The organism is Silvibacterium sp. (assembly GCF_047605705.1).
GTDB lineage: Bacteria > Acidobacteriota > Terriglobia > Terriglobales > Acidobacteriaceae > Silvibacterium.
Map to the genome: position 1 here is coordinate 112,668 of NZ_JASGFD010000003.1, position 13,123 is coordinate 125,790.

The 13,123-nt window shown below is 60.6% G+C and carries 8 protein-coding genes; 5 read left to right on the forward strand and 3 right to left on the reverse strand.

The genetic code is table 11. The features are described 5' to 3' along the window. Positions 1-111: 111 nt before the first annotated feature. The 3 genes from QM649_RS01920 to QM649_RS01930 are packed head-to-tail and all read right to left on the reverse strand — an operon-like array spanning position 112 to position 8,306. Complete coding sequence (locus tag QM649_RS01920; protein WP_415197312.1) at positions 112-4,347, reverse strand: translocation/assembly module TamB domain-containing protein; 4,236 nt, start codon at positions 4,345-4,347, stop codon at positions 112-114. After that, complete coding sequence (locus tag QM649_RS01925) at positions 4,348-5,091, reverse strand: peptidylprolyl isomerase (protein ID WP_415197313.1); 744 nt, start codon at positions 5,089-5,091, stop codon at positions 4,348-4,350. Next, complete coding sequence (locus QM649_RS01930; protein ID WP_415197314.1) at positions 5,091-8,306, reverse strand: POTRA domain-containing protein; 3,216 nt, start codon at positions 8,304-8,306, stop codon at positions 5,091-5,093. The genes QM649_RS01925 and QM649_RS01930 overlap by 1 nt, the downstream gene beginning before the upstream one ends. A gap of 270 nt (positions 8,307-8,576) precedes the next feature. On the opposite strand from QM649_RS01930, the gene QM649_RS01935 reads away from it, so the two are divergent. From QM649_RS01935 to QM649_RS01955, 5 genes are all read left to right on the forward strand, one after another. Further along, positions 8,577-9,596: a ThiF family adenylyltransferase gene (locus QM649_RS01935; protein ID WP_415197315.1), complete on the forward strand. Its 1,020-nt coding sequence runs from the start codon at positions 8,577-8,579 to the stop codon at positions 9,594-9,596. Between the two features lie 226 nt (positions 9,597-9,822). Further along, positions 9,823-10,455: an RNA polymerase sigma factor gene (locus tag QM649_RS01940; protein WP_415197316.1), complete on the forward strand. Its 633-nt coding sequence runs from the start codon at positions 9,823-9,825 to the stop codon at positions 10,453-10,455. Beyond that, positions 10,452-10,727, forward strand: a complete 276-nt coding sequence (locus QM649_RS01945; RefSeq protein ID WP_415197317.1) for a hypothetical protein — start codon at positions 10,452-10,454, stop codon at positions 10,725-10,727. The genes QM649_RS01940 and QM649_RS01945 overlap by 4 nt, the downstream gene beginning before the upstream one ends. A 176-nt stretch (positions 10,728-10,903) precedes the next feature. Next, a complete protein-coding gene (gene fucP, locus QM649_RS01950; protein WP_415197318.1) occupies positions 10,904-12,241 on the forward strand; it encodes an L-fucose:H+ symporter permease in 1,338 nt (445 codons plus the stop codon). A gap of 89 nt (positions 12,242-12,330) precedes the next feature. Further along, the gene (locus QM649_RS01955) at positions 12,331-13,107 is read left to right on the forward strand and encodes an IclR family transcriptional regulator (protein WP_415197319.1); all 777 of its coding nucleotides are present in this window, start codon (positions 12,331-12,333) and stop codon (positions 13,105-13,107) included. Positions 13,108-13,123 lie beyond the last annotated feature (16 nt).

The following is a 13,123-nucleotide window of genomic DNA, read 5'->3' on the forward strand; positions in this document are numbered from 1 at the left end:
GTGGGGTCAGACGACTACAGATACGGATACGCTCACAGATCACCCGTGCGCGCTACCATACGGCAACAGCGCTGCAAATGCCAGCACCATAAGAGCGATGAACTTCAACTTTTAACGATAGCGGCGCCGGATCTTGAAGAGGAGGCTGAAGACGCCCTGCTCATCACGCACCGCCAGAACCGAGAAAGTTTCCGTCAGATTCCACTGCGCCTGGATCAACTGCTCTTCTGTCGAGTTCACGTTGGTCGCATAGGTCAGAGTGGCGTTCTTCGAGACCTGTTGCTGCACCGTGATGCGCGCTGTCGAATCGCCCGTGCCACTCACAAAGGTCGGATCGATTTTCACGCTTCCGCCGCCAAAGAGCTTCTGGATGCGGCTGCTCACCGTTGCGTTCAATGCGCCGCCCAACAGCGTATCCGCGGTCGAGTTTACTCCCGCCTGCGATTGCTCATTGGAGTAGATCTGCTGCTCCTCCTGCGTGCGTCCCAGGGCGAGCAGCGAGAAGATGTCCTGCTCGGAGAGCGGAGGCTCAGAGCGGAAGGCCGGCGTAAGCTTCGATGAAGTTCCGGTAAGCCCGACCGTGATGTCGTAATCCTCAACCCTTGCCGTCGCGCTCAGATCGATCGTCGGTTCAATGCGCAGAGGATTGTTGAAGTAGATGTCGCCATGCTGCAACTCGTATTGAACGCCGGCGAAGGTCGCGCTGCCGTCGGTCACGGTGATATGCCCCAGCACGGAAGGCTGTGCCAGCGTGCCTCTCAGGCGCAGATCCACATCCCCTGCCAGCTTTGCATACGAGTTCTGGAAGTCGAGCTCCGGCGCAGAGACGACATGAACATCGAGGCGCAGCTTGTTCGAGGGAGAGTTCGGGTCCGGAGGAAGCGAGACGGAACCGGCGGACGAGCTAAGCGATGCGAGATCCAGGTCGGGTCCAATCACAAAGCGCGTGATCGTCACGGTACCGCTAAGAAGCAGAGATGCCTGCGTGCCCTGCAGCCGCATCTTCGCATCCGCCATTGAGCTGACGCCCTGCGGATAGCGCACGCGCACATCCTTGGCCGTTGCATTCAGGTCCGCATACAGGCCCTGCTGGTAGGTGAGGAAGCCGCCCAGCGTGATCTTTCCACCGCCGCTCACCGCCGTCAGATTCTTCACGTCCAGACGATCCTGATCGAAGGCGAGCGTACCGTTCATCTGGCTCAGACCGTTGGGGAAATCCTCAAGCGCAACGGCCACGTTGGTGAATTTCACCTGGCCCGTCAGGCCGGGACGCGACATCGTGCCGCCTGCATCCATGTTGAAGTCGACATGACCCGACGACGTGATGTCCTTATCGAGCACCTGCGCGAGCTTCATGTTCACCGAGCCATCGGCATGCAGATCGAGCTCGCGATCTTTGTCGAAGATGCCGACCTCACCGGAAGCCCGTGTGTTCGTGTCTTCCCCGGTGATATGCAGCGGATCGAGATGCAGCACTCCGGCCGAGAGCGTCGCATGCAGGTCGCCGTCGCTCTTGAGGGGAATTCCTCCCAGCGACACCTGGAACTGAGAGAAGCGCGCGTCGCCGGAAAGCTGCTTCGGCTGCTTCAGCGGACCGCTGACAGAGAGCGCACCGGCGATCGTGCTATGCACCTCCACGCCACGCACGGACAGCGACTCAAGGATCGGGTCCACATCGAGTCCGGTCAGATTCAGCTGCGCCTTGCTTTGATAGTCCCCTGAGAGCTGCACCTGGCCATTCGCCTGCAGCGTTGCCTGGTTCAGATGTGCATTCGCGTTCAGCAGCAGCAATTGCCCCTGCGTATGCGCGTTCAGGTCGAGATATCCGGTCGTCGCCTGAGCGAAGTTCAGCTTTGTGAGGTGCAGCGCAGCCTGAAGATTCGGGTGCTCGATGGTACCGTTGCCCTGCACCTGGAAATCGACCAGGCCAGAGATGGGATACTTCGCGTTCTGCAGCCTCTCGATGTGCGCAAGATCGAAGCCGGTGCCCTGCGCCTGCACATGGAAGTTCTTCGCGCGATAATTGTAGCCGCCGTTGCCGGTTAGCTGGCCACCATCAAGCTGGAAGACGAGATGATTCGCGTCGATCTCCTGGCCGCTAAAGCCCAGATCCGCATTCAGAGTGCGATAAGACTCGCCATACACAGAGCCGCCTGCAATCGCAAGATGTCCGCCTCCGTTCAGATTTCCCAGAGTGCCGCCGACGTTGGCCTGCAGGTTCAACGTGCCTGTTACTGGAAGATCCTGGCCGGCAATCTTGAGAATCTCCGGGATCGACGCATTCTGCATGCCGACATCCGCTTTAAGCGTCGCATCGTCATCGAACGCATGCCTGCCGCGTGAAAGTTCATGCGCATGCAAGGCGCCGCTCAGGTGGATCGTCGTCTTGCCCTGCTGCACGGTGCCGTTCTGAAGCGCGATCAGGTCGGAAGAATAGGTTGCGTGTGCTGCCGCGGCGTCGACATGAATCGACTGACCTGCGGTATTCGGTTGCGCCTCTGCTCCTGAAGCTGGAGGTGTCGCAGCAGCCGGAAGAAGCAGGTCGAAGTTCGTCGCCTGCAATTGTCCGTCGACCTTCGGGTCAAGAATTCCTTGCGAGATCGTGCCCTGGAATGATGCTTGTCCCTGCAGCGCGACCGGCAGAGCCTTCACGCCTTTTTCGCCTCGCGCTGCCACACCCAGCACTGTCATCGTCTGGTTGAATTCGCCGAGGTTTTGCGTGGTGAGCTGGACATTCAGGGCCGAAGCCCGCGTGATCGGATAGACACCGAGATTCCCATTCACGGTGAACTGCGACGCCGGGGTGTGCCCATCGAGCTCACGAATGCTGACCATACCCGTCACATTCGAATAGCCGGCGTCCAGGTTGCCAGTGAGTGGTACTTCGTTCGCAGGCACTTTTGCAGAAGGCGCGAACGACACCTTTGCGTTGCCGGTGAAGGCCATCGGGCTGCCCGTCCAATCGACACCGGCATCGCCGTTCACCACGGTGTCGAAGCCGAGGTCTTCAAAATGCCGCGGAGCCACCATGCCCATTACTGCGCGAAGCGAAAGGCCGCGGATCTTTGCACGTATCGTTGCCTGCTGCTTGGTGCGGTCGGCGTTCATCTTCTCGGCCTTGCGCAACGCACGTGTCGTCGCGGGAGGAAGATTGGGCACCTGATTCGACGGCGCGGCATTGAGCCAGTTATGGATATGCATCTCCGCGTCGATCAATCCACCCGCAGCCAGCCGGGCATGCACGTTCGTCAGGTCGATCGCTTCATTGTCGAGATGCACCTGCGTTTCGGCGTTTACGTTCGTCAGAAGAATCGTCGCTACGTGATATCCGCCATCCTTTATGCCCGCGTGTCCACTTACGGCAAACGAGCTTCGGTCTCCCTGCCCGCTGACGTCGAGCGTTGCCTGTCCCTGGTCGAGGCCTGGGATATCCGCGATGGCATTCACCTGGCGGATATCGACAGCGCCCTTCACTTGCCCCTTCCACTGGGGATTCGCGAAGTTGTCGAGCGACGCGCTTCCTGTCAGGACGGACTTCCCCGTCTCAAGCTTTAAGGATGTGATCGCGGCAGAATTGCGTTTGAGGCTCGCGTGCACATCGAGCTTTGCGTGGATGGGCGCGGCCTTGCCGCGAACCGCCGTCAGATCCTCGGCCTGGATATCCCCGTCGTATCTCTCTTCCGCCGCGGCATCCTTCGCGCCCAGCGGAGCCGGCACAAACTGCAGCAGCACGCGTACGCGGTTTGCCGAGAGATCGAACGGCAACGCGCGCTGCTCCACAGCCTGCTCATCCAGCAACAGCAGACCGTCATTCACCTCGGCGCGCTTCACCGCCAGGTCAAAGATCGTATCCATCACCGGCTTGTTGCTTTTCGTCGCGACCTTCGGGTGAGGCTGATTCGTCGTGCCATCCGCGTACACAATGATGTGCACGACGGGGTGCGTAACGGTCAACGCATCGAGCGAGATCGCAGGCCTGAGAAAAGACAGGATCTGCACATCGACCCATATCCGGTCTGCGTGCGCATATGGCGTCTCGCCCGGTCCTTCGAGACCGTGGATCGTCAGATTGTCCGCTTCGAACTGAAGCTTCCAGAGGTTCCAGTGGAATGCGCCGAGATCCACCCGTCCGCCGGTCGATTTCTCGAGTACCGAGATCAGCTCCTGCCGCACACGGTTTGAGAAAGCAGGGGTGCTTGCATACCACGCTGCGATGCCGACAAGCAGCAACAGGAGCACACACGCGATGAGCGCGACGCGCCACACATGCCGCAGAGGTGACCTCCGCGGCGGAGATGGCTGCTCCGGCCTACCGTTAGGATTTTCAGCGGCTTTTTCTGCGCTCACCTAGTCATCCTCCTCGGTATCGGCTCCCGACCCTGTGCTCTGTCCATAGGCAGGATCGAGAATCTGCACGCTGCCTTCATCCCGCAGGGTCTTCAACCAGTCTCGCAGCGTCTCGTTCACGTGCTGCTGCAGCAGCACCTCCTGGATGCGCTGCGAAATCTTATCCAGCGGGGGCGGCGGCGTACCTGACTTGGCAAAGCTCGTCACGATCGCCTTGTTGTAGTAGTCCGAAATCTCCTTGCTCGAGATGCGGATGCCGGTGCGAAAGCGAACATCGATGAACTTGAGGATCTGTATCCGCTGCCGCCAGTGCGCAAGCACATCGGCCTCCGTCAGATCGTTCGCGGCGAGGAAGTTTTTCCAGCCATCCTCGGTCGTGCAATCGTGCTCCTTGCAGGCTGGCAGGCTCTTGCGCACTTCATCCAGCTGCGCTTTGATGTCGGCGTTGCTGACCGGATAGCTCTGCTGCTGCTCCTTCATCTGCTGCAGGATCAGGGTGCGGCTCACCAGCCGCCGCATCGCCCGCTGCAGCGTATCGCTGCCCGTAGGCACCCCGATCGGCTCCAGATGCGCGAAGTGGATCTCTTCCTGCACATCGCTTTCGAGGATCACATCCCCGTTCACGATCCCCACTACCTTATCGAGCACGACCGCGCCCGCATCACTATGGGAAGCCTGCGCGAACAGCGGACCTGCGCCGCCTGTGAGCGCCAGCATCAGCACGAACTCCATTCCACGCCTCATCAGAATGCCTGCCCGATGCTGAAGAAGAAGTTGAAGTGCCCGGCGTTGTCAACGTACGGAGGAATCGAAGCGCCACTCGAGGTAGTGCCGTATGTAACGATCACGGGATAGATCGGCGGGTTGAGATTGTAGCTGAAGTCCAGACGAATCGGTCCGATCGGGGTGTGATAGCGCAGGCCCAGGCCGATTGCATGGGAGAAGTAGTTAAAGTCGCAAGTACCTGCCGCACCGGTGTCAGCGTTCGTCACAACTTCCTGATCAGCCGTGTTGAGGTCCTTGCAGGTGCTGCTGTGGGGCTGGCGCGTGCGAAGGAAGCTCGGCCAGATATCCGAAGACTTCGAGAACACGTTCCCCATGTCGTGGAAGAGCACAAACCCCAACGCATTGCCGAAGTAAGGCAGCGTGGGATTCGGGAAACGAATCTCCGTGCTGTTTACAAAGACACCCGCGCCGCCAATCGGAAAGCCTGTCAGCGAATCGCGCGGACCGGCTGCATTGATGGAGAAGCCGCGCATGGATTGCGCGCCGCCCGCATAGAGACGCTCCGGCAATGGAATCGTCTCGTACTGTGGAGCTCCGAAGGCACGCTCGAACCCAAAGCGCGTGCTCCGCGCCAGTACATACTTTTTCTTGCCGACGATATAGTAGCTCGCATTCGTGGCATCGAAGCGGTTGTAGTTGGCCTCGGACGAAAACTTGCTGTCCGTGAAAAATTCCTCGACGCTCGTATATGTGCCCGACTGAGCGTCAAGCGGTGATGGACGCCGTGTATCGCGAATCCAGGTGATTCCAGGACCCGCCACGCGAACCGGCTCAGAGACCAGAGGGATCTCGTCCGGCGCGACCTGCACGCTGTTCGGATTCACCTTCACACGCCGATAAGTGAACTGGTAGATCAGCGTCTCGGCCTTCGACGGACGCTGGGTAACACGCACCGTCCCTTCAAGGCGTGAAGCGGCGTAGGTCGTCACGTCCTGAGCATTCGTATAACCGCCGCTCAGTGAGAAGTCGAATTTCTTCGAATTAAAAATGTGTGGGAACGAATAGACCAGTGTAGCCATCTGCTCGAGCGAGCCGTACTCGGTCCGCAATGTGATGGACTGGTTCCTGCCCCAGAGATTAATACGCGACACATCGAACAGCACCAGCGCGCTCGCGCCCGTGTTCCCGTTTGTCCCGCAGCTTGCCTCGTATGTCGCCGGGTTGATGCCGAGCTGGATCAGGCTCGCAGGATTCGGGCAGTTTGTCGAGGGATTGCCCGTCTGTGCCTGGAAGCCGAAGCCATAGCTTACATCCCAGCGGCGCGCCTCGGTGAATTGCAGCAGAACATTCTTGCGCAGTTCATCGCCATTCGGATTCTGCACCGCCGCATTCACTTCATTGAAGAGCGTGAGGTCATAGAGCTGCCTCTGTGTCTCAAGAAGTGCCGACTGGTCCAATGGGTCACCCGGATGCACCAGCACATGTGGCTCAATGGTCGATGCCCGGGTGGAGCTGAGGCCAGAGATGAGCACGCGGTTCACATACACGCGCTCGCCCTCATTAAGGTTCATCGTTACATCGATCAGCTCAGGATGATCCGCTTCCGGCTTCTGCACGACATTCAACTGTGCCGCGTCGAAGCCATGGCTGAAGTAGTAGGTCAGGATCGAGTCGCGGTCTCCGGAGATTTCCGACGACGAATAGGGCTGCCCGGACTGCACACTTGTCAGCCCCTTCAATGTGTCCAGCGGAATCTGCTGGCTGCCGACGATCTGGTACTTTCCGATCTTCTGCTGCGCGCCCTCATCGACGCTGTAGGTCACGTCGATCGTATCCGGCTTACCCTTGACCTTCGCAGCCACGTCCTTTACATCGGGGATCACTTTGACCGCGCTGAAGCCGTTGCTCTGATAGAGAGCGGTGATCGTGTTGACGTCTGCCTGCACCAGCGCCTGGCTGTAGTTGCCGTGCTTTTGAAGCAGGCTGGCCTTCTGCACGCCCAGCCGCGCATCGATAATGTCGCTGGTGAAGTAGTGGTTACCTTTCAGTCGCACCACAGCTACCGTGTGCCTGTCGCCGAGCTTTACATCGAAGGTGATCTGCGTGTGCGCCGCGTTCGAGGTATCCCGGGTATGCGTCACCTGCGCGTCGAAGTAGCCTTCCCGCTGGTAATAATCGCGGATACGCCGGTTGCCCTCGTTCAGCAGATCCTCATCCACGGAGCCTTCCTCGTAAACCGGCACAAGGGTCTTCACCTTGCCTGGGCTCAGCTTTACGCCATTTACAGTGATGGTGACCAGCGGTCCCTGATTCACCTGGAACTTGTAGTTCAGGTGATCATTCGTTGGCGTAAAGTCCTTCGACTCGAGCCCCAGGCTGGCTTCGAGCCGCTGCTTCTTTTCGTAGTTCTTCCGGAGATTGTTCAGGGCTCGGCTGACCGTGTCGCGCGTGACCTTCGAACCCTCCTTCAGCTTGCCCTTCTTGCGGAAGGTCTCGATCGGCAACCCGGCGTCGCCCTCCACGGCCACATTGCCCACCCGCGCCTGCTTGCCGGCCTCGATGTTGAAAGCCACATCGCTCTGGGCATCCGAAGCGTCCGTGGTTACGGTGCGCGTCACCTTGCCCTGGTAGTAGCCATTCTCTTCCAGCGTTTCCTGGATCAGACCGTCGGCACGCGTGAGCTTATTGTCGGTGAAGACCGTGCCAGGACTAAGCCGGGTCGAGCGCTGCAGCTGGTTCGAGAGCCGGTCGCTCTTGATGCCGTCGATCGTGACCCGTCCGATGAAGAACGTCGGCGTTCCACGGAAGATGATCCTCACGTGGTCTCCCGTGCGGACACCTGCGACTTCGATGGTTTTATAGAGGCCGGTCTGGTAAAGGCGGCGCAGACTCTGCCGCACGTCAGCCGCGGCAAGCGGATGTCCAACCTGCAACGGCAGCATCTCCGGCAGCGGTTCCAGCCTCGGCTGATCGATTCCCTCGAAGGCCACCGCATCCACCTGCAGGCCCACCCACGCCTCGATGCTCTCGGTCGCCGCCGTCGAAGGCTGGGCAATCTTCGCCGGACGCGTATCTCCGTCCGCAACCGCAGCGGCCCCGCCTGCGGCTGCGCCGGCGGTCGAGGTCTGTATCCCAATGGCGCCGTTGGCAGGAGTCGCGGGAACCGACGCCGCCGGTGTCTTCTCGGTTTGTGCTCCGGACGTTACTGTTCCGGCCAGCATCGCTGCCGGCATAACCAGGAGTCCCCAGGTAAGTCTCCAGATCCGCTTCCGGACTGGACCCGCTGTCGGCAGGAAGAACAATCAGACCCTTTCGTGCATGGAGGAAGTTCAACCGGCTGCGACCACAACCCAGCACCCGCCGGCAGGTATGCAAGTGACTAAGATGCAGACTTTTCGACACGCGCACCGGAACCGGAGCAGAGGCCAGTACCGCCGCCCATCTCCGATGCGACTTCTATACTAATGAAAGAACGCAGGTTGCTGAAGAAAGCAGGAGAACAGTTGAACGCAGTGAAAGAACGCTACTCCCGGCAGGTCCTTTTTCGCGGCATCGGCTCCCAGGGCCAGGACCTTCTGGCTGCCGGCCACGTCGCCATTGTAGGCTGCGGCGCTACGGGAGCCGCGGCCGCGAGCCTGCTCTCCCGAGCCGGGGTTGGCACACTGACCCTCATCGACCGCGACTACGTGGAGGAAAGCAATCTCCAGCGCCAGGTTCTCTTCGATGAGCAAGACGTCGCAGAGGCTCTCCCCAAGGCGGAAGCTGCTCGCCGCAAGATCGCTGCTTTCAACAGCGAAGCGGTCGTCCACGCGCATGTTGCCGATCTCACTCCCGCGAACATCCACGAGCTGCTGGCTCCGGCATCGCTGGTTCTGGACGCCACGGACAACTTCGAGACCCGCTACCTGCTAAACGACTACGCCGTCGAGCAGGGGAAGCCCTGGATCTACTCGGCTGCCGTCGGCGCCTACGCCGCGACCATGAACATCCTCCCCGGCGAAACTGCCTGCCTGGCGTGTATCTTCCCCGAACCTCCGGGAGGGGTCGTGGAAACCTGCGATACGGCCGGCATCCTGAATTCTGCGGTCAATTTCGCAGCTTCCATCGCTGTCACCGAGGCCATGAAGATCCTCACCGGAGCCACGGACAAGCTCCGCCGCACGCTGCTCTCGTACGACCTGTGGGCGAACGAGTTCTCCGAGGTGAAAACCGGCCGTCCATGGCCAGGATGCCGAGCCTGCGACGAGCGCGACTTCCCTCACCTTCGCGGCGAAGGCCGCCCGCACATCACCCTCTGTGGCAGGAACTCCGTCCAGATTCACGAGCACCATCGCCCGATCGACCTTGCATCCATGGCCGACCGCCTGCGCGATCACGGCAGCGTCCGCTCCAACAGCATGCTGCTGCGCTTCGAGCGTGGAGAGCACGTCCTGACGGTCTTCGCCGACGGCCGTGCGATCATCCAGGGCACGACCGATGTCGCCCAGGCACGCAGCCTCTACGCCCGGTTTATCGGCTCCTAAGCTCGCAGCCCTCTGCGGCTTCGCCATCCTGCCCGGCCTTCCCAGCCACGGACCGCTCCCGGGGCGGTCGGGCAACCTTTCCGCCTCGGCCGGCTTCGTACTGGCAATAAACCCCACGGCCTACCGAGATTCGGCAGAACCAATGAATCACTCTGTTTCAGCATCGACAGGCAACTCTCAGGGAGCAAGCCTACATGGAATTTTTGCAAGTCAAAAGGAGCCGGACATGAGCGCGGGTCCAGCTACTCCGAAGCCGGCTGTCCAGCACATGCGCCGCAATCCCCCCATCGCAGGTGAGGCCGAAGCCATCCAGGCCGCCCAGAACGGCGATGCTACCGCGTTTGAGACGCTTTATTCCCTCCACAAGCGCCGCGTCTACAGCCTTTGCCTGCGCATGCTGGGCAACGTGGCCGAAGCCGAAGACCTGACCCAGGAAGCCTTCCTGCAGCTTTACCGCAAGATTGGTACCTTCCGCGGCGACTCGGCCTTTTCGACCTGGCTGCACCGTCTTTCCGTAAACGTCGTCCTCATGCACCTACGCAAGAAGGGCCTTCCCCAGGTCTCCCTGGAAGAGACGCTCGAACCCTCGCAGGAAGATGGACCACGTAAGGATCTTGGCGCCCGCGACCTTATGCTCTCCGGCTCGATCGACCGTGTCACACTGGAACGCGCCGTCGAGAACCTGCCTCCCGGCTACCGTCTCGTCTTCGTTCTGCACGATGTGGAAGGCTACGAGCATAATGAGATTGCGACCATGCTCGAATGCTCGATTGGTAACAGCAAGTCCCAACTTCACAAAGCGCGCATGAAACTGCGCGAGCTCCTCAGAACGGGTGAGCGTAAGGAGGCCGCCGTATGACCGATACGCGCCCGAATCACAGCCAGGATTGTGCGGAATTCCAGGAGAAGCTGCCCGATCTCTTCGAATCTCAGACGGACCTGTCATCCCTGCAGCACCTGAAGACCTGCGAGAACTGTGCCGCTCTCGTGCGTGATCTCGAATACATCGCGCAGCAGGCCAAGCTCCTGCTCCCTATTCATGATCCGAGCCCGGAGGTCTGGGACCGGATCGAAAATGCGATGCAGCAGGACACGGCGAGCGACGCAGCCGCTCCCGCAACCCGCAGCTAAGACCTTGTAAAGCCTGTCTCGATCCATGGAAGCCCTTCGGCGTTTCATGGGCGAGACAGGTTTTTCATCTCGGTGATATTCTGAGCGCGTTTCTTTACCTCGCGTCACTGAGAGTCGATTTGCCATCCTGTTTTCTGTCCCGCCTGCAAAATTCTCCGCGGAGCGATCGATAGCGTATGCCGCACGCTGCTCCCATTCCCCGCTCCTCTCATGATGCCGACTCCCCGGATACGCCGCTGCTGCCGCAGGGCGTCATGCGCACCTACCTGCTGGTCAACGTCCTCTTCCTGTTGTGGGGCATTCCCAACAACCTGAACGACGTCCTCATCCGCCAATTCATGAAGTCCTTCGAGCTCAACCGGCTCGAAGCGGGACTCGTGCAGTTTTCCTTCTACCTGGGATACTTCCTGCTCGCGCTGCCCGCCGGCATCCTGATGCGCCGCAAGGGCTACAAGGCGGGTTTCCTCACCGGCCTCGTACTCTTCGCCTGCGGATGCTTCCTCTTTCTGCCCGCTGCGGAGATGGGGCGCTACGGCTTCTTCCTCGGCGCGCTCTTTGTCGTGGCCAGCGGCCTTGCATTTCTTGAGACAGCAGGCAGTCCTTTTGTCGCGCAGCTGGGCCCGAGCGCCACGGCGGAACGGCGGCTCAACATCTCCGCCGCCTTCAACCCCACGGGGTCGATCCTCGGCGTGGTCGTCGGCAACCTCTTCATCTTTTCCGGCGTGGAGCTGTCTGCATCTCAGACCTCGGCCATGCAGGCAGCCGGAACCTATGCCGCGTATCTGCATAAGGAGACGCTGCGCGTCGTTGCGCCCTATCTTGTACTTGGCGTGATCGCGCTGGTATGGGCTGGGCTGATCGCGGCCACGCGCTTCCCTGCCTTCATCACGGCACGCGAACATAAGGCAGAGGTCGCCGGTAACTGGCGCGATCTACTCGGCGAACGCCATTTCCTGCATTCGCTCTTAGCGCAGTTCGCCTATGTCGGCGCGCAGGTGGGCACGTGGAGCTACCTGATCCAGTACGCCCATGACTACGCGCATACGCTTGATCGCACCTCAGGCTGGCTGCTCACAGGGACGCTGGTCGCCTTTGCCCTCGGGCGCATCCTCTCCTCGTGGCTTATGCGCTTCTTCAATCCCACACGCCTGATGGCCGTGTATGCCGCAGCCAATGCGATTCTGCTCGTCCTTGCGCTGCTTCGCCCGGGCTGGATCGGCCTTGGCGCCATCCTGGTCACGAGCTTCTTCATGTCGGTGATGTTCCCCACCATCTTCGGACTCGGCCTCAAGGATCTGGGCCCCAACACCAACATCGCCGGCTCGATGCTGGTGATGACCATCATTGGCGGCGCTGTGTTGACGCTGCTCATGGGGTGGCTTGCCGACCATTTCCACTCGACGGCAGCCGCCTACGCCGTACCGCTTGCCTGTTACCTGGTCGTTCTGCAGTTCTGCTTCGCGATGACGCGCTACAACCGCCGGCGCCTCACGGTCTCCACATTTGAGATCTGATCGTGACAGCCGATACATACTGAACCTGCAGCCATGCCATAGTATGGCAAGCAGGTTCAGCATCGTTCCGACCATAGGAGAACCCACTGGTGGTCACAAAAAGCAAAGCCCAGGCGGCTGCCCGCTACACTACGCCGGCACTTGAAAAAGGTCTCGACATCCTTGAGCTCTTCGCGTCCACCTCGGAAGAACTCACCAAGCGCGAGGTCGCGCGCCGCCTTGGCCGCAGCGTCTCAGAGATCTTCCGCATGCTTGTCTGTCTCGAAGAGCGCGGCTATCTTGCGCAGACCCCGGACGAGGACCGCCTGCGCCTCACGCTTAAGCTCTTTCGCCTCGCGCAGGAGCACCCTCCGGTACGCCGCCTTACGGAGAAGGCGCTGCCGGTGATGCATGAGCTCGCGCACCACACGAACCAGTCCTGCCATCTCGGCGTGCTGGACGGCGCTGAAGTCGTCATCATTGCCCAGGTGGATGCGCCCACCAGCACTGGTTTCTACGTGAAGGCCGGCTCGCACGTCGATCTGATGGAGGCCGCCACCGGCCACGTCATCCTCGCGCACCAGCGGCCGGAGATCCGCCGCCGGGCGGTCGAGGCGTGGCGCCACGCAAGCCAGCAGCCGATCCCCGATGATCTCGATTCTCACCTGCAGCGCATTCGCCGCAAAGGCTACGAGGAGCGCCCCAGCTACCAGGTCGCAGGCGTCACCAACATCAGCTATCCCATCCTCGACGCGCAGGGATACGCCATCGCCGCACTCACGGTTCCTTTCCTGAAGCGCGTGCATGACGCGACCACGGTCCGCGATGTGCGCACGCATCTCGAGCAGGCCGGCAATCAGCTCTCCAAAGAAATCGGCGGCCTTTAAGGCCGCCGTGTCCTTT

Coding starts and splice junctions, on each gene's coding strand:
- QM649_RS01925 (WP_415197313.1), bottom strand. CDS start 5,091: ATGAGGCGTGGAATGGAGTTCGTGCTGATGCTGGCGCTCACAGGCGGC.
- QM649_RS01930 (WP_415197314.1), bottom strand. CDS start 8,306: ATGCCGGCAGCGATGCTGGCCGGAACAGTAACGTCCGGAGCACAAACC.
- QM649_RS01940 (WP_415197316.1), top strand. CDS start 9,823: ATGAGCGCGGGTCCAGCTACTCCGAAGCCGGCTGTCCAGCACATGCGC.
- fucP (WP_415197318.1), top strand. CDS start 10,904: ATGCCGCACGCTGCTCCCATTCCCCGCTCCTCTCATGATGCCGACTCC.
- QM649_RS01945 (WP_415197317.1), top strand. CDS start 10,452: ATGACCGATACGCGCCCGAATCACAGCCAGGATTGTGCGGAATTCCAG.